Origin of the sequence: Nocardioides sp. (genome assembly GCF_041913365.1) — a bacterium.
Classification (GTDB): domain Bacteria; phylum Actinomycetota; class Actinomycetes; order Propionibacteriales; family Nocardioidaceae; genus Nocardioides.
Window position 1 is genome coordinate 627,136 of record NZ_JAYSFM010000002.1, and the last position, 23,837, is coordinate 650,972.

At 73.4% G+C, this 23,837-nt stretch carries 24 protein-coding genes; 6 read left to right on the forward strand and 18 right to left on the reverse strand.

Annotated elements, in window-relative coordinates:
* Positions 1 to 41 precede the first annotated feature (41 nt).
* The 10 genes from ACE3QY_RS07930 to ACE3QY_RS07975 all read right to left on the reverse strand — a co-directional run bounded on the left by ACE3QY_RS07930 (position 42) and on the right by ACE3QY_RS07975 (position 7,851).
* On the reverse strand, positions 42 to 746 hold the full coding sequence (locus tag ACE3QY_RS07930; RefSeq protein ID WP_374455468.1) for a hypothetical protein: 705 nt from the start codon (positions 744 to 746) through the stop codon (positions 42 to 44).
* Positions 739 to 1,317, reverse strand: a complete 579-nt coding sequence (locus tag ACE3QY_RS07935) for an RNA polymerase sigma factor (protein WP_374455469.1) — start codon at positions 1,315 to 1,317, stop codon at positions 739 to 741. The genes ACE3QY_RS07930 and ACE3QY_RS07935 overlap by 8 nt, the downstream gene beginning before the upstream one ends.
* A gap of 63 nt (positions 1,318 to 1,380) precedes the next feature.
* Positions 1,381 to 2,292, reverse strand: coding sequence for a DUF222 domain-containing protein (locus tag ACE3QY_RS07940; RefSeq protein ID WP_374455470.1), 912 nt, complete (start codon positions 2,290 to 2,292; stop codon positions 1,381 to 1,383).
* A complete protein-coding gene (locus ACE3QY_RS07945; RefSeq protein WP_374455471.1) occupies positions 2,289 to 2,636 on the reverse strand; it encodes a hypothetical protein in 348 nt (115 codons plus the stop codon). Before ACE3QY_RS07945 ends, ACE3QY_RS07940 begins: the two co-directional genes overlap by 4 nt.
* Before the next feature lie 361 nt (positions 2,637 to 2,997).
* Positions 2,998 to 3,789, reverse strand: coding sequence for an HpcH/HpaI aldolase/citrate lyase family protein (locus ACE3QY_RS07950; RefSeq protein ID WP_374455472.1), 792 nt, complete (start codon positions 3,787 to 3,789; stop codon positions 2,998 to 3,000).
* A 299-nt stretch (positions 3,790 to 4,088) separates the two neighbouring features.
* Positions 4,089 to 5,123 carry a citrulline utilization hydrolase CtlX gene (ctlX, locus tag ACE3QY_RS07955; protein WP_374455473.1) on the reverse strand — a complete coding sequence of 345 codons (1,035 nt, stop codon included), beginning with the start codon at positions 5,121 to 5,123 and terminating at the stop codon, positions 4,089 to 4,091.
* 63 nt (positions 5,124 to 5,186) lie between these two features.
* Positions 5,187 to 6,269: a low specificity L-threonine aldolase gene (locus ACE3QY_RS07960; protein WP_374455474.1), complete on the reverse strand. Its 1,083-nt coding sequence runs from the start codon at positions 6,267 to 6,269 to the stop codon at positions 5,187 to 5,189.
* A 1-nt stretch (position 6,270) separates the two neighbouring features.
* Positions 6,271 to 6,474 (reverse strand): hypothetical protein, encoded by a 204-nt coding sequence (locus ACE3QY_RS07965; protein ID WP_374455475.1) that lies wholly within the window; start codon positions 6,472 to 6,474, stop codon positions 6,271 to 6,273.
* A 53-nt stretch (positions 6,475 to 6,527) separates the two neighbouring features.
* Positions 6,528 to 7,265, reverse strand: a complete 738-nt coding sequence (locus ACE3QY_RS07970; protein ID WP_374455476.1) for a thermonuclease family protein — start codon at positions 7,263 to 7,265, stop codon at positions 6,528 to 6,530.
* Positions 7,266 to 7,329: 64 nt separating this feature from the next.
* Positions 7,330 to 7,851, reverse strand: coding sequence for a 2'-5' RNA ligase family protein (locus ACE3QY_RS07975; RefSeq protein ID WP_374455477.1), 522 nt, complete (start codon positions 7,849 to 7,851; stop codon positions 7,330 to 7,332).
* 54 nt (positions 7,852 to 7,905) lie between these two features.
* Between ACE3QY_RS07975 and cobT the strand changes: the two genes are divergently transcribed.
* From cobT to ACE3QY_RS07995, 4 genes are read left to right on the forward strand one after another with little or no spacing between them, the layout of a single operon-like run.
* Complete coding sequence (gene cobT, locus ACE3QY_RS07980; RefSeq protein ID WP_374455478.1) at positions 7,906 to 8,943, forward strand: nicotinate-nucleotide--dimethylbenzimidazole phosphoribosyltransferase; 1,038 nt, start codon at positions 7,906 to 7,908, stop codon at positions 8,941 to 8,943.
* Complete coding sequence (locus ACE3QY_RS07985) at positions 8,940 to 9,716, forward strand: adenosylcobinamide-GDP ribazoletransferase (protein WP_374455479.1); 777 nt, start codon at positions 8,940 to 8,942, stop codon at positions 9,714 to 9,716. The genes cobT and ACE3QY_RS07985 overlap by 4 nt, the downstream gene beginning before the upstream one ends.
* A 13-nt stretch (positions 9,717 to 9,729) precedes the next feature.
* Positions 9,730 to 10,257: a bifunctional adenosylcobinamide kinase/adenosylcobinamide-phosphate guanylyltransferase gene (cobU, locus tag ACE3QY_RS07990; protein ID WP_374455480.1), complete on the forward strand. Its 528-nt coding sequence runs from the start codon at positions 9,730 to 9,732 to the stop codon at positions 10,255 to 10,257.
* Between the two features lie 23 nt (positions 10,258 to 10,280).
* A complete protein-coding gene (locus ACE3QY_RS07995; RefSeq protein ID WP_374455481.1) occupies positions 10,281 to 10,730 on the forward strand; it encodes a CBS domain-containing protein in 450 nt (149 codons plus the stop codon).
* On the opposite strand, the gene ACE3QY_RS08000 is transcribed toward ACE3QY_RS07995, so the two are convergent.
* The 8 genes from ACE3QY_RS08000 to glnA form a co-directional block, all read right to left on the reverse strand.
* Positions 10,708 to 12,285 (reverse strand): MXAN_6640 family putative metalloprotease, encoded by a 1,578-nt coding sequence (locus ACE3QY_RS08000; protein ID WP_374455482.1) that lies wholly within the window; start codon positions 12,283 to 12,285, stop codon positions 10,708 to 10,710. The two genes, ACE3QY_RS07995 and ACE3QY_RS08000, sit on opposite strands and share 23 nt — an antisense overlap.
* A gap of 413 nt (positions 12,286 to 12,698) precedes the next feature.
* On the reverse strand, positions 12,699 to 13,088 hold the full coding sequence (locus ACE3QY_RS08005; RefSeq protein WP_374455483.1) for a hypothetical protein: 390 nt from the start codon (positions 13,086 to 13,088) through the stop codon (positions 12,699 to 12,701).
* Complete coding sequence (locus ACE3QY_RS08010) at positions 13,085 to 14,065, reverse strand: hypothetical protein (protein ID WP_374455484.1); 981 nt, start codon at positions 14,063 to 14,065, stop codon at positions 13,085 to 13,087. The genes ACE3QY_RS08005 and ACE3QY_RS08010 overlap by 4 nt, the downstream gene beginning before the upstream one ends.
* Positions 14,066 to 14,105: 40 nt before the next feature.
* Positions 14,106 to 14,840, reverse strand: coding sequence for a hypothetical protein (locus ACE3QY_RS08015; protein WP_374455485.1), 735 nt, complete (start codon positions 14,838 to 14,840; stop codon positions 14,106 to 14,108).
* A gap of 52 nt (positions 14,841 to 14,892) precedes the next feature.
* Positions 14,893 to 15,540 carry a SatD family protein gene (locus ACE3QY_RS08020; protein ID WP_374455486.1) on the reverse strand — a complete coding sequence of 216 codons (648 nt, stop codon included), beginning with the start codon at positions 15,538 to 15,540 and terminating at the stop codon, positions 14,893 to 14,895.
* Between the two features lie 43 nt (positions 15,541 to 15,583).
* On the reverse strand, positions 15,584 to 18,583 hold the full coding sequence (locus tag ACE3QY_RS08025; RefSeq protein WP_374455487.1) for a bifunctional [glutamine synthetase] adenylyltransferase/[glutamine synthetase]-adenylyl-L-tyrosine phosphorylase: 3,000 nt from the start codon (positions 18,581 to 18,583) through the stop codon (positions 15,584 to 15,586).
* Complete coding sequence (locus tag ACE3QY_RS08030; RefSeq protein WP_374455488.1) at positions 18,580 to 19,311, reverse strand: type 1 glutamine amidotransferase; 732 nt, start codon at positions 19,309 to 19,311, stop codon at positions 18,580 to 18,582. Before ACE3QY_RS08030 ends, ACE3QY_RS08025 begins: the two co-directional genes overlap by 4 nt.
* 22 nt (positions 19,312 to 19,333) lie before the next feature.
* Complete coding sequence (gene glnA, locus ACE3QY_RS08035; RefSeq protein WP_374455489.1) at positions 19,334 to 20,677, reverse strand: type I glutamate--ammonia ligase; 1,344 nt, start codon at positions 20,675 to 20,677, stop codon at positions 19,334 to 19,336.
* 120 nt (positions 20,678 to 20,797) lie between these two features.
* Here glnA and ACE3QY_RS08040 point away from each other — a divergent pair, with 120 nt between their 5' ends.
* Complete coding sequence (locus ACE3QY_RS08040) at positions 20,798 to 22,150, forward strand: M20 family metallopeptidase (protein ID WP_374455490.1); 1,353 nt, start codon at positions 20,798 to 20,800, stop codon at positions 22,148 to 22,150.
* Position 22,151: 1 nt separating this feature from the next.
* Complete coding sequence (locus ACE3QY_RS08045; RefSeq protein WP_374455491.1) at positions 22,152 to 23,768, forward strand: AbgT family transporter; 1,617 nt, start codon at positions 22,152 to 22,154, stop codon at positions 23,766 to 23,768.
* The last annotated feature ends 69 nt before the right edge of the window (positions 23,769 to 23,837 follow it).

Sequence of the window (23,837 nt, forward strand, 5' to 3'; positions counted from 1 at the left end):
CTCCTGCGGAGAGGGAGTGGGTGCCCGGGATACACCGCCGACTACGGCGAGGTTCCCTCCTCGACCGACTCCGCGACCGCCACGGCCTCGTCGAGCCGGAGGTCGCCCTCCAGCCGCAGCGTGAGGTCGCCGTGGAGCCACACCAGCGTCGGCGCGGCCAGGCGGGAGGGCAGGTGCCGGACGTCGCCGCCCGGGGTGAGGACGGTGACCCGGTGGGGCGACGGCAGCCAGAGCGCGTCGCGACCCGCGACGGCCGCGTGCTCCGCCTCGGGTGCGGTCTTCCAGAAGAGCGGCTCGACAGTGCCGCGGAACTCGTCGAGCCGGACGGTCCGCCCGTCCGTCGTCCAGCTCAGGGAGACCACGGCCCCGTCGCCCGTGACCTCGACGGCGTCGGGGGCGCCCAGCGCCCCGGGCACGACCGGCGTGAATCCCGCGAGGTCGGCCGCGTCCTCGAGCCGGACGTCGCCGACGGCCGGTGGGACGGTCGGGCTCTCCGTCACCGGGTCGCCGGAGGTCACCGCGACGCCGTGGAAGCCGAGCCACTCGCGGATCGTGGCGCCCACCGGAGAGGCCACCACTCCTCCGGCGAGGAGGCCCAGGAACGCGCCGGCGACCCAGCGTCGCCAGCGTCGGCCGGGTCGAGTCTGTCGCACCCGTGCCATGACGGCGTCCTCGAGCCCGTCGGGGGTCTCCACCCGCAGGTCCCGCGCCAGCTCGGCGAGGCGCTGCTCGATCGCGTCAGGCATGGTCCACCCGCTCCGTCGTCGTGCCGAGGTCCTCGCGCAGCCGGCGCAGCCCCCGGCTCAGCCGCGACTTCACCGTGCCCCGGGGCAGGCCGAGCACAACCGCGGTCGTCGCCTCGTCCAGGTCGAGCAGGCACCGGCACACCACCACCCGCCCCATCGCCTCGGGCAGGCGGTCGACGGCGGCCAGCAGCTGCTCCTTGCCCTCCCGGTCGGCGACCTCCTCGGCGGGGTCGATGAGCTCCTTCGGCAGGGACCTGGTCGCGCGTTCTTCGCGCGCCGATCGTCGTACGGCACCGCGGTGGGCGTTGCGGGTCTCGTTGGCCACGATCCGCAGCAGCCACGGTCGGAACGGCCGGTCGGCACGGAAGCGGTCCAGTGTCCGGTACGCCTTCACCAGCGCCTCCTGCACCACGTCCTCGGCATCGCTGCCCGCACCCAGCAGCACCGCCGTCCGCATCGCCATCGGGGCGTGCCGGCGCACGAGGACGGCGTACGCGTCGGTGTCACCGCCGCGCACCCTGCCGATCAGCTCGGCATCTGGCGTCGCATCGTCGTCGGCGCTGATCGTCACTCCCGTCCAGAGGGTCCCAGCACCGTGTCTACACCGCCGGAGCGGCGGAGGTTCCCGTCCGGCCTACGTCCGTCGGGCGAAGGTGACCTTGGTGTCGGCGTGGGCGGTCATCGCGTACCGCGCGTCGTGGGCGAGGCCGTGGTGGCGGGGGCACAGGAGCCGGCCGTTGGTGAGGTCGGTGCGGCCGCCGCGGGACCAGGGGTCGTCGTGGTGGGCGTGGCAGCCCGACGCGGTGGTCTCGCAGCCGCGGGCGGTGCAGCCACCGTCGCGCAGGCCGAGGGCGATGCGCTGGGCTCTGGTGAACAGCCGCCGGGTCCGGCCGAGGTCGAGGGGGATCGAGTGGCTGTCGAGGACGACGGGGATGATCCCGGCCTCGCACGCCAGCCGCCGCGCCTGCCCTGCGCTCATCCGGGTGCCGTCGTCGAGCAGCGCGGTCGCGTGCTCACCGAGGAGCTGCTCGAGCGTCATCGTGATCACGATGGTCGCGTTCACCCCGGCGGTCTGCGGGGTGGCCTCGACCGGGTAGCGCTCGACGTACTCGATGAACGCCTCGCCGAGGCGCCTGCGCAGCGGCTTCCACCCGCCGGACTCGTCACGCAGCTCCGCGTCGGAGTGGCGGGCCGGGTTGGCCAGCGCGAAGAGGTGCCGCCTGAGCATCGCCCCGATGTGGGACGGCAGGGAGAACCGGCCGTGGCAGCGACCCTCGCCGTCGTCGTTCATCTCGAAGTCGGCGGTCGCATCGGCGCGGGCCTCCTCCCGCTCCAGCGTGGCCGCCTCCTGCGCCTCGCCCAGCTCGGGGGCGACCACCTCGAGGATCCGCCTCCCCAGCCGGCGCAGCACCTTCGAGTCGTGCTCGACCGCGGCGGCGAGCAGGTGGTCGCGGGCCTGCGCCCGCACCCCTGCGTCGATGATCCGCGTGATGCCGTCGACGGTGCGGACACTGACGGGGATCGCGTCGACGGCCTGGACGATCACGCGTGCTGCTCCACCCGGAGCTCCCCGGCGGCCAGCGCCCTCCCGGTCGGGGCGTGCAGCTCGTCCTCGAGCGCGCGTGCCAGCTTGGACTGCCTGGCGGCGTCGGCGTGGGTGTGGCGGCTGCGCCCGGCCCACCACTGGTGGACGTGCCGGGCGCCGGTCGCGTCCCCGAGCCGCCGACGGTCGGCCTCGGCCACCACCCGGCACAGCTCGCGGGCGAGGCGACTCGTCACGCCGTCCAGCTCGTCGACCAGCCGGACCACGTCGGCATCCGACAGACCCCCGAGCGACACCTCGCCCACCTCGGTGAGCGCGGAGTGCACCCGCGCGAGTGCGTGGCTCACCAGCGGCGACGCCTCCGGCTGCGCTCCGGGAGCATGCCACGCACTCTCATACAGCTCGGCAGGTACGGCGCTCACTGGCTGGCCCTTCCGCACCCTCGCCGGGCGCATGGACGACTACGGTCGTGGGCCTGGTGTCAGTGAGGTGCGTTCAGCCGGAGGTGTGGCTTCAAGTAGGGCCCGAGCTCGCTCGCTCGAAACTGTGTTCGATTGTACGCCTCTGTTCCGACACCGTCAACGGCGGTGTCCTCAAGCCTCGGGGCCGTACCCGCCTGAGCATCCGCCCCGCATCGGGGCGACGCCATCAGGCCGGCGACCGGAAGACGCACCGCTTGCGCCCAGGATTGCGCCCGGGCTTTTTGTTTCAGCCAGGATCGGAACGCGACTCCGCGGCGGCCGGACTGGCGCGCCATTGCGCGGCCTGCCGGACGGACTGTCCAAGGATGAGGACATCGAAGCCGTGCCACAGGAGGCGATATCCCTTGTCCAGGAGCGTTTGTGCCTGTTGCGGGGTGAACGCGGCTCCACCGAGGGGGACCCCGGCCGCGAGCACGACCTGCTCGGCGTGGCTCACGGCTTCGAGGAGCTCGGGGGCATCGAGCTGGCCTGAGACGCCGAGCTCGGTCGACAGGTCGAAGGGCGCGATCACCAAGCAGTCCACCCCCTCGACCTGACAGATCGCCTCGAGGTTCTCGATCGCGCTTCGAGTCTCGATCAGAAGCGTGCAGACTGTCTGCTCGCCTCGACTGTCCAGGTAGTCGAAGAGTCCCACGCCCCACCGAGAATGGGCCACGAACGGGCCCCAACCTCTCCTCCCGCGAGGCGGGAACCTGCACAGCTCGACACAGGCAGCCGCAGACGTCGCGTCCGTCACCAAGGGGAACACGATGCCCTCCGCGCCAGCGTCGAGCGCAGTCTTGACCAGTCCCTCATCGCACGAGGAGACGCGGACCCAGGGCGAGCACGCGGTACCCGAGGTGCTCGCGATCATGGCGTGCATGCTCTCCGGCCCGATAGGGCCGTGCTCCTGATCGATGAGCACCACGTCCGCGCCCGACGCAGCCAGGACCTGGGTGACCACAGGAGACGGAACGAGGTTGATGAACCCGCCCAGCGGTTCATTGCCGGACCTCAGGCGCTCGCGGATGCTCACCACGGTTCCAGACTGCCGCTCGGAACCCGTCGGCTGCAACCATGCAGTCCCTGCCGGCCGCATGCCACTGCGCGGACGACCGGGCTGGGCCAACCGAGCTCACCAGCGTGGGGAGACAAGACCCGCGACTTGTTCAAGCTGCTCCTTGCGGTGGCGCCGCCGGGATTCGCCGTCTACGAGGAAGGGGAAGTGCCAGGGCCGCCCGCATGAGCATCTGGTGCTGTCCGATCGCCGCACGGTTCGCAAAGCAACCTACGTTCTGAGGCCGCGGGGTGCACCCGCCTGATCCAGTCCAGCCTGCGTCAGACGTAGTCCTTGGCCACGTAGCGCCCGTCAGGCGTAATGGGGTCGTCGACGTTGATCGCCTCGACGGCCTCGGTGAGCTCGGCCTCCTCCAGCGGTGGGCGGTGGTCGAGGTGGATGCCGGCGATCATGCAGCGCACCGACCCGCCGGCCAGCTCGATGGTCGGGATCTCGACCGCGACGATCTCGCACGACTCCTCGATCGCGGCGACCTGCTCGGGCCGCAGTGAGCGCCTGGCCCGGGCGGACATGGCCATGACGTAGCGGCGCTTGCCCTGCGGCGTTCGCCCGCAGAGCTCGACGGCGTTGCCGGCGAACTCCCGGATCTGGTCCTCAGTGAGCTCGATGATGGTGCGGCCGGTGACGGCGAGGCGCTCGCGGACCTGCTCACGGCGGTGGAGGTCGGGGATCATGTCGAGGGCGATCATCGCGACGTCGGTGCCGATGCAGGCGATGACGTTGGTGTGGTAGACCGGCACCCCGTCCGAGTCCACCGCGTCGAAGGCCATCGGCTCGTAGTTGAAGTCAGTGCAGAAGCGCTCCAGGACCGCGACGTCGGCGCGGTAGCTGCGCGCGGTGTAGGCGACGCGCGACACGTGGTCGAGCACCATCGCGCCGGTGCCCTCGAGGAAGATGCCGTCGGGCTCGAGGCCGGAGTAGTCGATGATCTCCTGGACGCGGTACTCCGACTTGAGCATCTCCAGCACGTCGGCGCGCCGCTCGTGACGGCGGTTGGAGGCGTACATCGGGTAGACCGCGACGGTGCCGCCCGCGTGGGTGGAGACCCAGTTGTTCGGGAACACGCTGTCGGGCCGGGTGTGGTCGTCGTCGTCGAAGACGTGCACCCGCACGCCGACGTCACGCAGGGCCGCGGCGAGGGCGTCCATCTCGGCCAGCGCCTTCTCCGAGGTGGTGAAGTCGGACTGGCCCTCGGGCGCGTCGGCCTGGAAGGCGTTGTCCGCGGCCGTTGCCGGGTTGGGGACGAAGCTGGTCGCGCGGATGAGGATGACTGCGGAAGGGGCCTGGGCACTCACGGGAGGAATGTAGGGGACGCCGGCGCGTGGCACGGCATCTGCAACCCGGTGCGCGGGGGTGGTTCAGGCCACCACGGCGGCGATCTGCTCGGCCACGTCCGCCGGGTCGCGGTCGGCGGCCGAGTCGTAGCAGGTCAGCTCGGTCACGACCCAGCCCGGCACCTCGCTCGCGCTCCACATGCCCGAGGGCACGATCCCGTGCTCCTCGACGTACGCCACCAGCCGCTCGTTGACCTCGTCGGCCTCCCCCGGCGCGTACGCCAGGAAGGTCGCGATGTGCGGTTCCTCGGGGAAGGTCCGGATCCCCCGCTCGCGCAGCTCGCCGGCCAGCGCGATGGCCCACGAGCGGTAGCCCGCGAAGCGGCCGAGGTGCTCGCGCAGCCCCTTCAGGCCGCCGATCGCCGCCGCGGTCATCGAGAAGACCGTGCCGCCCATCCGCGTACGCCAGGAGCGCAGCTCGCCGGCGAGGTCCTCCGGGCACACGACGAGAGCCCCGCTCGTGCCGCCGAGGCCCTTGTAGAGCGAGACGTACATCGAGTCGACGAGTGCACCGACCTCGGCGAGGTCCTTGCCCCAGTGCGGGACCGACTCCCAGATGCGCGCGCCGTCGGCGTGGAACGGCACGCCGCGCTCGCGGGCGGCCTCCGACAGCCCGACCAGGTCGTCCCACGACGGCAGCAGGCAGCCGGCGTCGCGCAGGGGCAGCTCGACCATCACGGCGCCGAGCCGGCCGCCGATCGCGGCCAGCGACTCCGCGGTGGCGGTCTCCCGTCCGGTGGTCAGCCACTCGAGCTCGAGGCCGAGCACCCGGCGCGGGCCGTCCTGCTCGTGGTGGACGAGGTGCGAGAGGTCGGGCAGTGCGACGCGGCGCGACGCGGACCGGTCGCACCAGGCCCGCAGCGCCGCCTGCTGCGCCATGATCCCGCTCGGGAACATCACGGCGGCCGGCTTGCCGAGCAGCTTGGCGACCTCCGTCTCCAGCTGGGCGACCGCACCGCGCTCGCCGTAGCGGTCCCACTCGACCTCGTGCTCCTCGGCGTACGCCGCCAGCTCGGCGAGCATCGCCGCCGGGGTCGACGGCGGGCGCCAGAAGATCGTCTCCGCGGTGGCCGACGCCGCGCGAAAACGGTCCTGCAGCTCGCTCACCTCACGCCTGGCGCTTGAACCAGTACGTCGTCTCCGGTCCGGGGATGACCTGGACGAGCTCCCAGCCGTTGACGCCGAGCGTGGAGAGCAGGTCCTCCCACGACTCGGTGCCCTCGACGAGCGCCTCCGGATCGGCGTTGTAGCCGCCGACCTCGACGTTGCCCTGGTCGTCGACAGTGATCTCGAGGTGTGCCCAAGAAGCCATGCGCTGATCCTGCCATGCGGGTCAATGCACCGCCTCGCACGGACCCGCCGGGATCAGCGCCAGCAGCGCGACCACGAGCCGCGGCGAGCCACCTGCGCGCGCTGCTCGGCGCGCTGGTAGGACCGGGTCCGCGTGAACGGGTCGTTGCGGTAGACGTACACCTGGGCGTGGCCCGACAGGATCTGCTTCCGCCCGACGTCCGTGCCGCGGCGCTGCACGTAGCGCAGGAGGCGGTCGTAGCGGTCACGGTCGGCCTGGGTGGGGTCGGAGACCAGCACCACCCGCGAGCCGACCGGCGCCAGGCGGTCCATCGCGCGGCTGGCGTCGGACCCACCGCACTCCCGCCTGCCATGCACCTCGGGCGTGTCGATGCCGAGGAGGCGGACGTACTCCTCGGTGCCGCCGGCGAGCCGGACCTTGAGCGTGTCCCCATCGGTGACCCTCACCACGCGCGCCGTGTCGCGTCGGGTCGGACCGCTGTTGCCCGAGCCGAGCGGATCGGTCGTGGGGGTGGCAGTCGGGGTGGGGGCGACCGGGGTGGGCGTCGGGGTGGGGCTGCCGACGAGCGGGACCGGCGCCGTCGAGCACGGGCACGGGTTGCCCTCGCACGCGATGCCGTCACCGTCCGAGTCGAGCCGGTGCGGGTCTCCGGCGCCGGCGGCGACGAAGAACGCCTGGGCCTCGGCCTGGGTGGCGAAGTCGCCGCAGTCCATGTCCGTGGCCGAGGCGGGCGGCAGCACCAGGAGCGAGGTGCCGAGGAGGACGAGGACGAGCAGGGCGAGGCGGCGCATGGGACCACCTCATCGCCACCTCCGCGACCATCCGCCCGGATCGGTCCGAAATGGCCCGAAGGGACTAGCCCAGCCGCCACTCCTGCTTCACGTGGCAGTCGCCCGTCTCCCACCACGCCAGCTGCAACCGGTCGAGCACGGCGTCGACGGGCAGCACGCCGCGCAGCAGGGCCGCCGTCGAGGCCAGGTCGACGTCGTCGGAGGCCGCGTCCACGGTGAGATGCGGCTGCACGTCGGCCCCGAACTCCCCGCCGTACGGCGGCCAGCCGGGGAAGGCGGCCACCAGCCGGGCGGTCAGGTCCCGCAGCGCGTCGTCGGGGTCGGGCACGACGTGGATGATCCCGTTGGGGAACTGCGCGAGCTCGGCCAGCCGGACGCGCACCGGTGGTGTCCCGGCCGCGAGGTCGCCGATGAGGGTGAGGGCGTCGGGCGACGGGTCGGGGTCGAACGGTCCGAGCGCCGTGATGTGGGCGTGCCCGAAGCGGGCGTCGTCGGAGACGAAGCCCCCGTCGTAGTGGGCCGTCCGCGCCCGCACCCACTCCTCCAGCGCAGGCACCGGCAGCTGCAGGACGGAGTGGCCGGTCACGGGCCAAGACTGGCAGGTGCCCCGGTCCGGGCGTGGCCCTAGGCTGGCGGCGCCATGGACCAGACCCGCATCTCCCCGCCGTCGCCCGACACCGCCGCCCTCGCTCGCGAGCGCCTCGCCGGGCTCGCCACGCCGCCCGGGGCCCTGGGCCGCGTGGGCGAGCTGGGCGCGTGGCTGGCGGCCGTGCAGGGCGAGGTGCCGCCGCGTCCGCTCGACGACGTACGCCTCGTGGTGCTCGCCGGTGACCACGGCGTGGCCGCGCACGGGGTGTCGGCGTACCCGCCGGCCGTGACCGAGGCGATGGTGCGAACGATCGCCTCCGGTCGCGCGGGCGTCTCCGCGCTGGCGAAGGAGCACGGCGTGGTCGTCCGGGTGGTCGACGTGTCCGTCGACGCCGACCTCGGCGACCTCCCGGCCGAGGTCACCGCGCACAAGGTCCGGCGCGGCTCGGGCGCGATCCACCTGACCGACGCCCTCACCCGCGCGGAGACCGAGCAGTCGCTCGCCCTCGGCGCGCGGCTGGCACGTGAGGAGGTCGAGGCCGGTGCGCAGCTGCTGATGACCGGCGACCTCGGCATCGGCAACACCACCCCGGCGGCGGCGCTCGTGGCCGCGGTGCTGGGGCTGCCCGCCGACGAGGTGACCGGTCGCGGCACCGGCATCGACGACGAGGGCTGGGCCCGCAAGCGCGACGTGGTCTCGCAGGCGCTCGCGCGGGCCGAGGGTCGCACCGACGACCCGGTCGAGGTCCTCACGGCCCTCGGCAGCGCCGACCTCGCCGCCACGACCGGCTTCCTGGTGGAGGCCGCCCGGCTCGGCACCCCGGTGCTGCTCGACGGGCTGATGTCCGTGGCGTGCGCGGTCGTCGCGGAGGCGATGGCCCCGGGGGCGAGCGCGTGGTGGGTCGCCGGGCACCGGTCGACCGAGCCTGCGCAGACCCACGCCCTCAAGTCGCTCGGCCTCGAGCCCCTCCTCGACGTCGGGATGCGACTGGGCGAGGGCTCCGGTGCGGTGGCCGCGCTGCCCCTGCTGCGCTCGGGTGTCGCCGTGCTGCGCGACGTCGCGCTGCTCTCCGAGATCCTGCCTTCGTGAGCCGAGCCGCGACCCTGCGCGACGGCTGGCTCCACGCGACGGGGACGCTCACCGCCGTCCGCGTGCCGCCGCCGAGCCGGGTCGACCGTGGCGTCGCGGGCACCGCGATGGTCCTCGGGCCGCTCGCCGCACTCCCCCTCGCCGCCGCCGCGGCGCTGGTCGTCGCGGCCGCCGACCTCGTCGACCTGCCGCCCCTCGCGACGGCGTACGTCGTCCTGCTCGCGCTCGCGCTCGGCACCCGAGCCTTCCACTGGGACGGGCTGGCCGACACGGCCGACGGCCTCACCGCGTCGTACTCCCCCGCGCGCTCGCTCGAGGTGATGCGCACCGGCCCGGTCGGGCCCGCGGGGGTGGTCGCCGTGGTCCTGGTCGCCGGCCTGCAGGCAGCCGGCCTCATGGCCGTCGTGCGGCACGACCACGCGTGGTGGGCCGTCGGGCTGCTGGTCTGCGCCTCCCGCGCCGCGCTCGCCGTGGCCTGCGTGCGCGGGGTGCCGCCGGCCCGGGCCGACGGGCTCGGGGCGACGCACATCGGCGCCGTCCCGGTCGTCGGGGCGGTCGCCACCCTGCTCGTGGCCGCCGTCGCGGTCGCGTTCGCCGGGCAGGCGCTGGGCTCCGCAGTGCCGACGCTGGTCGGCCTCGCCGTGATGGTGGCCGCCGTGGTCGCGCTGCTCGTCCGGTGCGTACGCCGCCTCGGTGGGATCACGGGCGACGTCCTGGGCGCGGCCGTCGAGCTGTCCTTCGCCGTGCTGGTGCTGGCCGCCGCGACGGCCTGAGAGGATCATCGCCATGCGGATCCTGGTGACCGGCGGCGTCCGGTCGGGCAAGTCGTCCCACGCCGAGGCGCTGGTCGGCGAGGGACCCGCGACCTACGTCGCCGCCGGGCCCTCGCCCGACGTCGAGACCGACCCCGACTGGGCCGCGCGCATCGCCGCCCACCGGTCCCGCCGGCCGGCGAGCTGGACCACCCTGGAGACGCAGGACCTCGCCACCGCCATCCGGGAGGGCCAGGACCCGGTGCTGGTCGACTGCCTCGGCACCTGGCTGACCGCCGTGGTCGACGAGGCCGACGCCTGGGAGCAGGACAACGACGCGGTCCTCGACCTCGTCGTCTCCCGCGTCGACGAGGTGGTCGAGGTGCTGCGCGGCAGCGAGCTCGACGTCGTCCTGGTGACCAACGAGGTCGGTCTCGGGGTCGTCCCCGAGCACCGCTCCGGCCGGCTGTTCCGCGACCTCCTCGGCACCGTCAACCAGCGCGTCGCCGCCGCCTGTGACGAGGTCCACCTCGTCGTCGCGGGCCGCGTGCTGCGGCTGTAGCCGTCCTCTCCTAGAGTCGATCCATGACCGGACCCGTGGCCGAGGTGATGCTGAGGTCGCCGATCGTGCTCGAGGCGTCGGCGACGGTCGACGAGGTGCGCACCGTCTTCGCCAGCACCCACGTGCACATGGTGCTGCTCACCCCGACCGGTCATGTGGGCGAGCCGCTGCTCGGCACGCTCGTCCGCGACGACCTCGTTGCGCCCGACGTCGCCCGCGGCCCCGCCCTCGCCCACGCCCGGCTCGCCGGCCGGACCGTGGGTGCCGACCTGATGGCCGACGACGTACGCCGCTCGATGCGGGCAGCCGGGCAGCGCCGCGCCGCGGTGGTCGACGCCGACGGCCTGCTGCTCGGCCTGCTCTGCCTCAAGCACCACGGCGGCGGCTTCTGCACCGACGCGGGCGTCGCCTCGCGCCGGGCCGCCCGCAAGGTCGGCCAGGCGTCGGCGGTCAGCCGACCGCCTGGAACCTGACCTCGGCCGCGAGCCCGTCGTCGGGGCTGGTGCCACCGCAGGCGTACGCACTCCCGCCGCCGCACCCGGTCATCCGCGTGCTGCCGTTGGCCAGGGTGACCTCGACCGAGGAGACCGTGCCGTGGACGAAGGGCACGACCACGAGGCCCTTGCCGTTCCTGGCCGTGGGCACCGGGGTGGTCCACGTCGCACCGCCGGTGCGGTGGACGGTCACCACGACACGCGCGACCTTCGCGTCGTCGAGGTCCACCCGCACGAGGAGCAGCTTGCTGCCCGCGAACGGCAGCACCTCGCCGGTCGCGCTGGTGAGATGGTCGAGCACGACGCTGCGGCGGGCCTGGGGCGACTTCCGCGCGAGCTGCACGGTGTCGATCGAGTTCGGCGCGGTCGGGTAGCCCTGCTCCACGGCCTCGTCGTAGACGTCGGCCGGGTGCTGGTTGGCGTCGGCGAAGGCGGCGTACTGCTCCGGCGTGGAGGTGCGGCGTGCAGCGAGCACCTTGTCGATCGCCTGCAGCGAGAAGAGCGTGTTGGGCCGCCTCGTGGTGTCGAGGGCCTCCCACACCTGGCGTACGAGGTTCGGGACGCCGGCGGTCTCGTCGTCGTACTTCTCGGTCAGGAACCGCCAGAAGCCCCAGTTGCCGTAGGCGTTGATGTCGAAGGAGTCGAGCGGCGTCGCCGGCCCGGCGGGCGGTCCGAACACCGCGGGGTCGCCCATCTGTCCGTAGTTGAGGAAGAACGCGTTGTCGTTGACGTCGTCGTAGAGCTCGTCCTCCATCGCCGTGGCCGTGGACTCCATCAGCCAGCCGTCGTCCTCGGCGTCGTAGGCGAACTGGACGGCGTGGAAGTACTCGTGCGCGACCGTGATCCCGAGGGCTGCGGTGGGCGTGAGCCACGGGGTGCTGGCGTAGTCGTTGTCGAAGCCGCAGTAGGCGTACCACGCGCTGCCGACGACCGGGCCGTCCGCGTCGGAGCGGCAGTAGCCGAGCGCGCCGACCGAGTCGATGTCGCCGAGGTAGAAGTCCATCCGCGTGTCACCCTCCTGCCCGGAGTCCGGCAGCGGGCGCTTGAAGCCCGCAGCGGCGTAGACGCCGGCGACGTGGGTGATCGTGTCGAACGCGGTCGCGGCGAACTCCTGCGTCGCGGCGTGCGGGCCCTCCTCGACCCAGTGGAGGCAGAACGCCGCGCTGCACTGCGTCTGGAGGTCGGCGTCCGGGCCGTAGTAGATGTCGCGCGGGTCGTTCGGGTCGTCCGGCGGCGTGGTCGGGCGGGCCAGCAGCCGCTCGGCGGCGGCCCGGTCGGCGCCCCGGAGGGCGTCCTTGGCGACGAAGAGGTCCCGCATCGCCAGCGTCTGGTCGACGCCCCGTCCCTGGCCCTCACCGGCCAGTGCGTCCTGGGCCGCGTCGAGCGCCGCCTCGGCCGCCTTCCGCTCCTGCGCGGTCGTCCCGGCGGAGCCCGGATCGTCGGCAGCACCGGCCGTCGGTGCGACGGCGAGCGTCGTACCGAGGGCCAGCGTCAGCAGCGGGGCGAGCAGGGCGGCGGGGGTCCGGGGGCGCATGGCGCAATCTCAGCAGCACCACGGGTCCCGGCGCAGCCCCGCGCCCATCAGGCGGATGGGCGCGCATCAGGGTGGCGGCGTACGACACCGGATCGCCCCCGAATCATGTCGTCCGCCGCCACCCTCACAGCGCGCACTTCCAAGGTGGCGGCGTACGACACCCGATCGCCCCCGAATCATGTCGTCCGCCGCCACCCTCACAGCGCGCACTTCCAAGGTGGCGGCGTACGACACCCGATCGCCCCCGAAACATGTCGTCCGCCGCCACCCTCACGGCACGCACTTCCAAGGTGGCGGCGTACGACACCCGATCGCCCCCGAAACCTGACGTCCGCCGCCACCCTCACGGCACGCACTTCCAAGGTGGCGGCGTACGACACCGGATCGCCCCAACATGTCGTCCGCCGCCACCCTCACCGGCCGCGGCGGCGTGCGCGCAGCACGAGCTCGGTGACGGTCAGCACGACCACCAGCCCGACGAAGCTCCCGACGAGCAGGAACACGGCTCCGACCGCCCACAACCCCGACTCGTCGGTGGACGCCGCGTGCACCGACCAGGGCACGGCGAAGCCGACCGTGGCCGCGGCGGCGAGCAGGACCGCACCGCGCCCGGCCCAGACCCGCGCCACGACGGCCGCGGCGCAGATCGCGAGGCCGCAGCCGACCACCTGCCAGGCGCGGTAGGGCCCCTGGGCCACGCCGTCGACCTCGTAGTAGTCGTCGTCCCACCCGAGCCATGCGAACCACATCGCGGTCGCGAGAAGGACGAGCCCCAGGACGGCGGCGGCGAGCCGGGAGGTCACGGCGAGCACGTCGGTGCCGCCCACTGCCTCATGTCCGTGGTGTCGAAGCGCGCCAGCATCGGCGTCATCGGCCGTCCCTTCTCCTGGTAGAGCCGTGTCCCTGACTCACTGACCACCCACAGCTGGTCGGGTCCGGTGAGCGCCATCCCCTCGGCTCCCGGCACGAACGAGCGACTCCGGCCGTCCGGGCCGACGAGCACGCCGCACGTCGTGTTCGACCGCGCCAGCCACAGCCCCGGACCGACTCCGCCGAGCTCGGCCCAGAGCGCACCTTGGGTGTCCGGCGGGACCCGCACCGCGTCGACCGCGTCACCCTCGTCCAGGACGTACGCCGGCGAGGCGAGGAGGTCGTCGACGTCGAACCACCACAGCCGGGCGGGGTTCTCCGCCCGGAAGCGGCCCAGCCCGAGCCGGCCGTCGGGGCCGAGGACGGCGAAGGACCCGCGCACCGGATCGGTCAGCGCCCACCCGCGCACCGGCTCGAGCGTCTCGGGGTCGAGCAACCACAGCCGCAGCGTCTCGGCGAGCCAGACGCCGTGCCCGTCGGCCACCACTCCTCCGCCGTGCCGGCACTCGGTCGGCTGCCGCGGCCCGACGCGCCCGACGACCGGGTAGCGCGACCGGATCAGCTCGCCGGTCCTCAGCTCCATCGACTGCATCGTGCAGAGCCGCTGCCCGGCGAGCTTGGTCCCGTCGAAGCTCGCGACGTAGGCCGTGCCGTCCACGATCGTCATGCCTTGCGGCACCAGCCACTCGTCGGCGCCCGGCACCCAGCGACCGGCGCACATGGCGTGCTCGTTGACGAAGGGCGCGAGCTGCTCCGCCGCGTAGGAGGGCCGGTGGCCACGCACGTCGGCGTACGCCACGGGTCCACATCCGCCCGCCGACGCCGGATCGCCCTCGGAGCGTGGCAGCGAGCACCCGCTGGTGAGCAGCACCGCCACCAGTCCCGCGATGCACAGCCGGACCCCCGTCACCGTGCCCACGCTACGCGGTGCGGCAGGCCGAGGAACGCCATCAGAGGAGCAGGACGTAGGACGCCAGGGCCACGAGCCAGGACACGAAGGAGCCGAGCAGGAAGTACTCGGTCATCTCGTGCACCGTCTGCTGCTCGTGCCGCGAGGACAGCTCGGGGAACCGGAGCAGGCCCTTGGCCGCCACGACGATGCTGGCCGCCGTCACCTGGCCGCCGAGGGCGAGCGAGAGGATGAAGACGCGCTCGAGCGGACCGAGGAGGCGTCCGCCCTTGAGCTGCGTGGGCGGCAACCCACCGTCCTTGCGGGGGTTGATCGTGCCGGTCGACTTCAGGGCCAGGCGGACGAGCACGTTGCCCGTCGAGAGCTGCAGGCCGAAGGCTCCGAGCAGGAGCAGGAACCGGTCGACGCCCAGTCCCTCGACGGCCGGCAGCGACACCGAGTCGAGCCAGCGCTCGAGGGGGCCGCCCGCCTCGGGCGCCAGGCCGGAGCAGGCGACGCCGGTCACCAGCGCGGCGACGAAGACGCCGAGCGGCAGCCACGCGGCAGCCTGCGCCGGGTGGCCGAAGCCCCACGTCACCGCGAACCCCCAGGCCAGCACCGCGACCGCGACCGCGAGGAGCGCGAGGAGGTCACGCCCGGTCGTCAGGTCGGCGAGGGCACCGAGCACGAGCGCGACGAGCGCACCCACCACCTGCGGCAGCACCTTGACCTTGCGCACCGAGTGCGTCAGGTCGGTGACGGCGAGCCCGACCAGCAGGATCCCGAGCCAGCTCATTGCGCGCCTCCCACGTTGGTTGCCTCGACTCCGCCTCGCACCGCTCCCGACCTCACAGCTGGCGCGCCAGCTCGTCGGCCGCCAGCAGGACACCGAGCCCGTCGGCGCGGATGCGCTGGGACACCGCCGACGGGCTGATGCCCAGCTCCTCGGCGATCTCCTGCTGCTGCCTGCCCCTCAGCAGACCATCCAGCACCGACATCGAGCGCTCCGACAGGCCGCTGACGACCTGGTCGCGTGTCATCAGGGCGGCGTTGACCAGCGCCGGGTCGGGGCCGGGCTGGCCCTCGGCGGCGGCGTACGCCGTGCGCACCGCACGCAGCGCGGCCTTGCGCTCGTAGGCCTCCACGGCCTCGATCGCGGACCGCGCGGCCCACCAACCGGGGCCGTCCTCGACCCGTGGCTCCTCGGCCAGCACCAGCACGCGACCCCACCCGATGCCCTGCCGCACGTCGACGTCGGGCCACAGCGCCATCCGCACCCGGAGGGTGGCCGCCATCGCCGACCCGAGGTCGGCGAAGATCCCCTGGAACTCGTCGCCCACGCCGATGCGCAGCGGCACGGGCGGTGCGTACTCCGCGTTGACGGCGTCGACCGCCTTCACGAACAGGGCGTGCACGGCCGCTCGGTCCTCGCGCAGGCGCGAGCCCACGAGGTCACCAATGATCGTCACTGAAGCATCCTGCTTCACGTCACTCATATGAAGAGAATACCTTCTTCTGAGCGAGATGAATAGATGATCTTCACTCCCAGAAGACCCGCTCCACCACGGCGTGGGCCCGCCTCGTCGTGCGGAGGTAGTCGTTGACCATCTGGTCCGACGAGCCCTGCGGGTAGCCCAGCACCCGGGCCACCGCCGCCCGCTCGCGTGCGTCCCGCGGCAGCTGGTCGGCAGGGCGGCCCCGCACCAGGGTCACCGCGTTGCGCACCCGGCTGACCAGCCGCCAGGCCTCGGCCAGCGTGCGGGCGTCGTCCTCCCCGATCAGCCCGGCGGCGGCCGCCGCCTCCAGCGCGGGCAGCGTCTGCGGGGTCCGCAGCTCCTCCACCCGGCCGGCGTGGCGCATCTGGAGCAGCTGCACGGTCCACTCCACGTCGGCCAGTCCCCCGCGACCGAGCTTGAGGTGGGTCTGCCGGTCGGCGCCGCGCGGCAGCCGCTCCTCGTCCACGCGCGCCTTGATCCGGCGCACCTCGACCACGTCGGCCTCGGAGATGCCCTCGGTCGGGAACCGCAGCGGGTCGATCAGCGCGGTGAACTCGCGTCGCAGCTCCTCGTCGCCGGCCACGGGGTCCGCGCGCAACAGGGCCTGGAACTCCCACACGTGCGACCACTTGGCGTAGTAGGCGGCGTAGGACTCCACGGTGCGCACCATCGGCCCGTTCTTGCCCTCCGGGCGCAGGTCGGGGTCGACCTCGAGCGGCGGGTCGCTCGCCGGCAGCGACAGCAGCCGCCGCACCTCCGAGATCACCGCCGTGGCGAAGGACGAGGCGACCTGGGGCTCGACGCCCTCGACCGGGTCGTGCACGAACATCACGTCGGCGTCACTGCCGTAGGACAGCTCGAAGCCGCCGTAGCGGCCCATCGCGATCACCGCGATGCGGCTCGGCGCGGCGTCGAGGGCACGCTGCCGCCGGACCGACTCGGTGGCGATGTCCAGCGTCGCCTGCAAGGTGGCGTCGGTGAGCCGGCTCAGCCCCTGCCCGACGAGCGCCACGTCGGTCCCGGCCACCAGCTCGCCGCACGCGATGCGCAGCAGCTCCCGGCGGCGTACGGCACGCACCGCGCCCACCGCCGCCTCCGGGGAGTCGGCGCGCTCGACCAGCGCCTCCATCTCCGTCAGGGCCGCCTCGGCGCTCAGCGGGACCAGCGACTCCCCCAGCATCTTCACGCCCTGGGGCTCGCGCTCGAGCAGGTCGGTGGCGTAGCGCGAGGTGCCGAGGACATACGCCAGCCGCTCGGCGACCTCGCCCTCGTCGCGCAGCATCGTGAGGTACCACGGCGTGCGTCCGAGGCTCTCGCTGATCCGTCGGAACCCGAACAGCCCGGCGTCGGGGTCGGGCGAGTCGGCGAACCACTCGAGCAGCACCGGCAGCAGCGTGCGCTGGATGTCGGAGGTGCGCGAGACCCCGCTGGTCAGGGCCTCGAGGTGGCGCAACGCGGCCTTCGGGTCGGCGTAGCCCAGCGCGGACAGCCGGGCCTCGGCCGCCTCGAGGGAGAGCCGTGCCTCGGGCCCGGCGAGCTTGGCGACGGCACCCAGGAGCGGCCGGTAGAAGAGCTTCTCGTGCAGCCGGCGCACCTCGCGCCGGTGGTAGCGCCACTGCTTCTCCAGCTGGGCGACCGGCTCGGAGAACAGCCCGAGCGAGCGTCCCAGCCGTCGCAGCGAGGCCTCGTCGTCGGGCAGGACGTGGGTGCGCCGCAGCTGGTGGAGCTGGATGCGGTGCTCGAGGGTGCGCAGGAAGGAGTACGCCTCGTGCAGCTTCTCCCCGTCCTCGCGCCCGACGTAGCCTCCTGCGGTCAGCCGGGCGAGCGCGCTCAGCGTCGCCCCCTCCCGCAGCGACGGGTCGGCACGGCCGTGCACGAGCTGGAGCAGCTGGACGGCGAACTCGACGTCGCGCAGGCCGCCCGACCCGAGCTTGAGCTGGCGCTCGGCCTCGTGGGCGGGGATGTGGTCGACCACGCGGCGTCGCATCGCCTGCACGTCGGCGACGAAGCCGTCGCGCTCGGCGGCGCTCCACACCATCGGCTCGATCACGTCGAGGTAGTCACGCCCGAGCGCTGCGTCGCCGGCCACCGGGCGCGCCTTGAGCAGCGCCTGGAACTCCCAGGTCTTGGCCCACTTCTCGTAGTAGCCGCGGTGGCTGGCGAGCGTGCGGACCAGCGGCCCCTGGCTGCCCTCGGGGCGCAGGTTGGCGTCGACCGGCCAGATCGTGCCCTCGCGGGTGTGGTCGGAGCAGACCCGCATCAGCTGCGAGGCCAGCTGGGTGGCGGCCCGCAGCGCCGTGCCCTCGTCGGCGCGCTCCCCCGAGTCGAGCACCGCCGGCTCGTAGACGTAGACGACGTCCACGTCGGAGATGTAGTTGAGCTCGTGGCCGCCGCACTTGCCCATCGCGATGACGGCCAGCCGGGCGGTCGCCGCCGTCTCGCCGACCCGCGCCCGGGCCACCGCGAGGGCGGCCTCGAGGGTGGCGGCGGCCAGGTCGGAGATCTCCGCCGCGGCGTCGTCGAGGCCGACGTGGTGCGCCAGGTCGCGCGCGGCGAGCCGGAGCAGCACCCGGCGGTACTCCACGCGCAGCGCGTCGACCGCCCGCGCGTCCGGCAGCGACGACACCGGCGTGGCGTCGCGGTGGTCGGCACCCACGGCCGCGAGCAGCGACTCGCGCACGGCGTACGCCGGCACGCGGGTGCTGCCGAGCGTGGGGTCGGTCAGCTCGCGCCAGTGCTCGGGGTGGCGGACCAGGTGGCTGGTCAGCGCGGCGGAGGCGCCCAGCACGCAGCAGACCCGCATCGCGGTGCCCTCGTCGTCGGCCAGCTCGGCCAGCATCGCCGGCCCGGAGCCGGGCTCTCGCTCGTCGAGGGCGTCCGAGAGGCGCAGCAGACCGGCGAGCGCGGCGTCGGGGTCCGCGGTGGCGGCCAGCTGGTCGGTGAGCGGCCGGCCGGCGTCGCCGAGCCGCTCGATGCCCTGCGCCGCGGCGGCACCGTCGACGAAGCCGATGCGCACGAAGGCGCCGCTGGAGGTCGGGCTCATCGCCGCGCCTCCGCGCGCACGTCGGCGACGATGGCCGCGAAGCGCTCGGCCATCGGCTTCCAGTACGACGTCAGGGCGGGCGCGGCCTGGTCGATCGCCGCCAGCACCGCCTCCTCGTCGAAGTCGCGCGCCACCTCGTCCTCACGGTCGGTCTCGACCCAGCGCCGGATGATGCCGGCGTGCGCCTCCGGGTGGGCCTGGATGCCCCACGCCCGGGGCGCGAAACGGGCCGCCTGGACCTCGCCGTCGGGCGTCCGCGCGAGCACCACGGCACCCTCGGGCAAGGTGACGACCACGTCGTTGTTCCAGTGGATCGCCCGCTCGTCGCCGGTCCGACCCGCTGCCCAGTCGTCGTCAGCTGCGTCGTCGCTCCAGCCGACCGGTTGCAGCCCGACCGTCTGGCCTCGCGAGTTGCGCTCCACGACGCCACCCAGCGCGACGGCCATGAGCTGGTGCCCCAGGCAGATCCCGAGCACGGGCGTGCCTGCGCTGACCGCGTCACGGATGCCCGCCTTGAGCGGCGCCAGCCACGCGTGCGCGGCGTCGTCGTTGGCACCCATCTCGCCGCCCAGCACCAGCACGCCGTCGTACGACGTCAGGGCGGGCAGCGCGTCGCCGAGGTAGGGACGGCAGACCTCGAGCGTGCAGCCCACGCCCACCAGCCACTCGCCCACGAGCGCGGGCGGGCAGGAGTCCTCGTGCTCGACGACCAGGATGCGCGGGCTCACGTCAGGACGCTCCACGGCCCGGTCAGAGGACGGGGAGCATCCGGTCGCGCTCGTAGGCGGAGACCTGGGTGCGGTACTCCTCCCACTCGGCGCGCTTGTTGCGGAGGAAGTAGTCGAAGACGTGCTCGCCCAGCGTCTCGGCGAGCAGCTCGGAGTCCTCCGCGATGCCGATGGCGTCCCACAGGCTCCTGGGGAGCGGCGCGATGCCGAGCGCCTTGCGCTCGCGCTCGGTGAGCGACCAGACGTCGTCCTCGGCCTCGCGCGGGAGCTCGTAGCCCTCCTCGATGCCCTTCATGCCGGCGGCGAGCACCACCGCGAAGGCGAGGTAGGGGTTGCACGCCGGGTCGATGGTGCGCAGCTCGATGCGCGTCGACTGGCCCTTGTTGGGCTTGTACATCGGCACCCGGACCATGGCCGAGCGGTTGTTGTGTCCCCAGCACACGCCCGAGGGGGCCTCGCCGCCGCCGAGCAGCCGCTTGTAGGAGTTGACCCACTGGTTGGTGACCACGCTGATCTCGCTGGCGTGGCGCAGGATCCCGGCGATGAACTGCCGGCCGGTCCTGGAGAGCTGGTACTGCGCACCGGCCTCGAAGAAGGCGTTGCGGTCGCCCTCGAAGAGCGAGACGTGGGTGTGCATGCCGGAGCCCGGGTGGGTGGTGAACGGCTTGGGCATGAAGGACGCCCAGATCCCCTGCCCGAGCGCGACCTCACGCACCACCGTGCGGAACGTCATGATGTTGTCGGCGGTGGTCAGCGCGTCGGCGTACCTCAGGTCGATCTCCTGCTGGCCGGGCCCGCCCTCGTGGTGGCTGAACTCCACCGAGATGCCCATCGCCTCGAGCATGGTGATCGCCTCGCGGCGGAAGTCCGACCCGCGTGACTGGGCGGTGTGGTCGAAGAACCCGCTGCGGTCGACCGGCTGCGGCTCCTCGCCCGCGCCGGGCACGTCCTTGAACAGGTAGAACTCGATCTCGGGGTGGGTGTAGAAGGTGAAACCCTGGTCGGCGGCCCTGCTGAGCGTGCGCTTCAGCACGTGCCGCGGGTCGGCGTACGACGGGCTGCCGTCGGGCATCACGATGTCGCAGAACATGCGGGCCGTGGCCGGGCCCTCGTCGCCGCCGCGCCACGGCAGGATCTGGAAGGTCGAGGCGTCGGGGTGGGCGAGCATGTCGGACTCGTAGACGCGGGCGAAGCCCTCGATGGCCGACCCGTCGAAGCCGATGCCCTCGTCGAAGGCGTTCTCCAGCTCGGCCGGCGCCACGCTCACGCTCTTGAGGAAGCCGAGCACGTCGGTGAACCACAGCCGGACGAACCGGACGTCGCGCTCCTCGAGCGCGCGGAGTACGAAGTCCTCTTGCTTGCCCATGGCACCAGCCTAGGGGTGCGTGCGCGCCCGGCGGCGCGGTGGCTGAGGTGTGGGCGGTGCTAGCGTCGCGGACCCAGCCCCCACTCGGGCCCGCTCACCACGGGAAAGGGACGCTGCACGATGAGCCACACCCACGACCTGCCCTCCGACACCTCCGCTCCACTGCCCCCGGACGGCTTCCTGCTCGGCCACCTCGCCGAGGAGACCAGGCGCCGCGCGCGCACGGCGCGCGCGGCGGGAGCGACCACCACCGGGGCACCGGCCGAGGTCCTCGCAGCGCTCCGGGAGGCGGTCGACGACCTCGGACCCACCCTGCTGGACGCGAGCCACGACCTCGCCGCCCACCCGGAGGTCTCCTTCGAGGAGCACCGCTCCGCGGCTGCGCTCGCCGACCTCGTCGAGTCGCGCGGCATCGACGTCGTCCGCGCGGCCCACGGGCTGGCCACGGCGCTGCGTGCCGAGGCCGGTCCGGCCGACGCACCCACCATCGCGGTGCTCTCCGAGTACGACGCCCTGCCCGGCATCGGCCACGGGTGCGGCCACAACGTGATCGCCACCGCCGGGCTGGGCGCGTTCCTCGCCCTGGCCGCCCTCGGCGACCGGCTGCCGGGCCGGGTCGTGTGGCTCGGCACCCCGGCCGAGGAGGGCGGGGGCGGCAAGGAGCTCATGGCGGCGGAGGGCGCCTTCGACGGGGTCGGGGCCGCGCTCATGGTGCACCCCTTCACCTTCGACATCGCCGAGCCGCTGTTCCTCGGTCGCCGCCAGCTGCGCGCCACCTTCCGCGGCATCACCTCGCACGCATCGGCGCAGCCCTTCATGGGCCGCAACGCCCTCGACGCCGTGAACCTGATGTACACCGGCGTCGGCCTGCACCGGCAGCAGATGCCGCCCACCGACCGGGTGCACGGCGTGGTGACAGCCGGGGGCGAGCGCCCCAACGTGATCCCCGAGCACGCCGAGATGCTGTTCTACCTCCGCAGCGAGCACCCCGAGGGCCTCGCGGTCCTCAGCGACCGGCTCGGCGACATCGCCCGCGGCGCCGCGCTGATGACCGGCTGCGGGGTCGAGCTCGCCTGGGACGAGGCGCCTGCCTACCTCCCCGTGCGCGGCAACGGACCGCTCGCGGCCGCCTGGACGACGCGCTACGGCGAGCGCGGGCGCACGGTGCTGCCGCCCGACGTCGTGCCACGGTTGTTCGCCGGCTCGACCGACTTCGGCAACGTGTCCTTCCGGGTCCCCGGCGTGCACGCGATGGTGAGCATCACCGACGCCGACCTCTCGCTGCACACGCGCGAGTTCGCGGACGCGGCGGTCAGCGAGGAGGCCGACCGCGTCGTCCTCGACTCGGCCTGGTCCCTGGCCGCGGTCGCCGCGGACTGGCTCAGCGACCCCGACCTGCGCGACGCCGCAGCCGCGGACTTCGAGGCCGCCGGGGGCGCCGTCGACATGCCCTCCTACTTCGGGGAGGCCTGAGGTGTCCTCCGACGTCACCGAGACGACCCGCACCGACCGCGCGCTGGCCGCGGTCGAGCGCGTGGGCAACCGGCTGCCCGACCCGTTCCTGCTGTTCCTCGGCCTGTTCCTGCTGGTCGGGGTCGTGTCCACGGTGCTGCAGCTGCTCGGCACCGCCGTGACGATCCCCGGGGCGGACGAGGAGACGGCCGTCCGCGGGCTCTTCACCGGCGAAGGCCTCACCTGGCTGACGGTCAACCTCGGCGCCAACTTCATCGGCTTCCCGCCGCTCGTCACGGTGGTCACCATCCTGCTGGCGGTCACCGTCGCCGAGCGCACCGGCCTCCTCGCCGCCGCGATCCGGGCGAGCCTCGGCTCCGCACCGCGCTGGCTCCTGCCGTACGCCGTCGGCTTCGTCGGCGTGAACGCCTCGGTCATGGCCGACGCCGCCTTCATCGTGGTGCCGCCCCTCGCGGCGATGGTGTTCAAGGCCGCGGGCCGCCACCCGCTGGCGGGCCTGGTCGGCGGGTTCGCCGCCGTCGGGGCGGGCTACTCCACGTCGATGCTGGTGACCAGCCTCGACGCCCTGTTCGCCGGCATCACGAGCTCGGTCACCGGCGGCCTCCCCGACCCCGGCGCCGCGGTCACGCCGATCTCCAACCTGTGGTTCAACATCGCCTCGTCGGTGGTCCTGGCGCTGGTCGCCGGCCTGGTCGTCGACCGGCTGGTCGAGCCGCGCCTGGTCCGCGAGGGCGCGCCCGTCGACACGGTCGAGCAGGAGGACGCGGACGCCACGCTCGAGGGCGGTGCGGACGCCGGCGACGACGTCGCTCCCGCGCTCCGGCCGACGCCCGAGGACCTCTCGCCCGACCTGACTCCCGCCGAGCGCCGCGGGCTGCGCGTGGCCGGCGTGGTGTTCCTCGCGCTCGCGGCCCTCGTCGTCGCGGCCGTGGTGCCCGGTGGCTCGCCCTGGCGCAACGACGACGGGGGCTTCCTCCCGGAGTCGCCGCTCCTCGACTCGACCGTGTTCATCGTCTTCGCGCTGTTCCTCGCCCCCGCGCTGGCGTACGGCTTCGTGAGCGGCTCCCTGCGGCACGCCGCCGACGTGCCCAAGGTGATGGCACTGGGCATCAAGGACATGGCGGCGTTCATCGTGCTCGCGTTCATGCTCGGGCAGTTCATCGCGCTCTTCAACTGGAGCAACGTCGGCTCGGCCCTCGCCGTCGCGGGCGCCCACGGCCTGGAGTCGATCGGGCTCACCGGCTACCCCGCGATCATCGGGTTCATCCTGCTGGCGTCGGTCCTGAACCTCTTCATCGTCAGCGGTTCGTCGATGTGGACCTTGATGGGTGCGGTCTTCGTGCCGCTGTTCGCCCTGCTGGGCTACGAGCCGGGCTTCGTCCAGGCTGCCTTCCGGGTCGGCGACTCCGCGACGCAGGTCATCACGCCGATGAACCCCTACATCTGGATCTTCCTGGTGATGCTGAAGAAGTACGAGCCGGACGCCGGGCTGGGCACCGTCATCTCGCGGATGCTGCCGTTCGTGGTGCCGTTCTGGCTCTCGTGGGTCACCGTGCTGACGATCTTCTACCTCACCGGCGCCGACGTCGGCCCCGGCGTCGGCATCCGCACCGACTGACGCGGACACCGACAGCCGGGGACCCCGTCGCTGGTTGAGCAGCGAGCGGAGCGAGCGTGTCGAGACCGC

Excerpts from the sequence above, each read along its gene's own strand:
- ACE3QY_RS07930 (WP_374455468.1), bottom strand. The coding sequence starts at position 746 with ATGCCTGACGCGATCGAGCAGCGCCTCGCCGAGCTGGCGCGGGACCTG.
- ACE3QY_RS07965 (WP_374455475.1), bottom strand. The coding sequence starts at position 6,474 with ATGGCTTCTTGGGCACACCTCGAGATCACTGTCGACGACCAGGGCAAC.
- ACE3QY_RS07970 (WP_374455476.1), bottom strand. The coding sequence starts at position 7,265 with ATGCGCCGCCTCGCCCTGCTCGTCCTCGTCCTCCTCGGCACCTCGCTC.
- cobT (WP_374455478.1), top strand. The coding sequence starts at position 7,906 with ATGGACCAGACCCGCATCTCCCCGCCGTCGCCCGACACCGCCGCCCTC.
- cobU (WP_374455480.1), top strand. The coding sequence starts at position 9,730 with ATGCGGATCCTGGTGACCGGCGGCGTCCGGTCGGGCAAGTCGTCCCAC.
- ACE3QY_RS07995 (WP_374455481.1), top strand. The coding sequence starts at position 10,281 with ATGACCGGACCCGTGGCCGAGGTGATGCTGAGGTCGCCGATCGTGCTC.
- ACE3QY_RS08000 (WP_374455482.1), bottom strand. The coding sequence starts at position 12,285 with ATGCGCCCCCGGACCCCCGCCGCCCTGCTCGCCCCGCTGCTGACGCTG.
- ACE3QY_RS08015 (WP_374455485.1), bottom strand. The coding sequence starts at position 14,840 with ATGAGCTGGCTCGGGATCCTGCTGGTCGGGCTCGCCGTCACCGACCTG.
- ACE3QY_RS08020 (WP_374455486.1), bottom strand. The coding sequence starts at position 15,540 with ATGAGTGACGTGAAGCAGGATGCTTCAGTGACGATCATTGGTGACCTC.
- ACE3QY_RS08025 (WP_374455487.1), bottom strand. The coding sequence starts at position 18,583 with ATGAGCCCGACCTCCAGCGGCGCCTTCGTGCGCATCGGCTTCGTCGAC.
- glnA (WP_374455489.1), bottom strand. The coding sequence starts at position 20,677 with ATGGGCAAGCAAGAGGACTTCGTACTCCGCGCGCTCGAGGAGCGCGAC.
- ACE3QY_RS08040 (WP_374455490.1), top strand. The coding sequence starts at position 20,798 with ATGAGCCACACCCACGACCTGCCCTCCGACACCTCCGCTCCACTGCCC.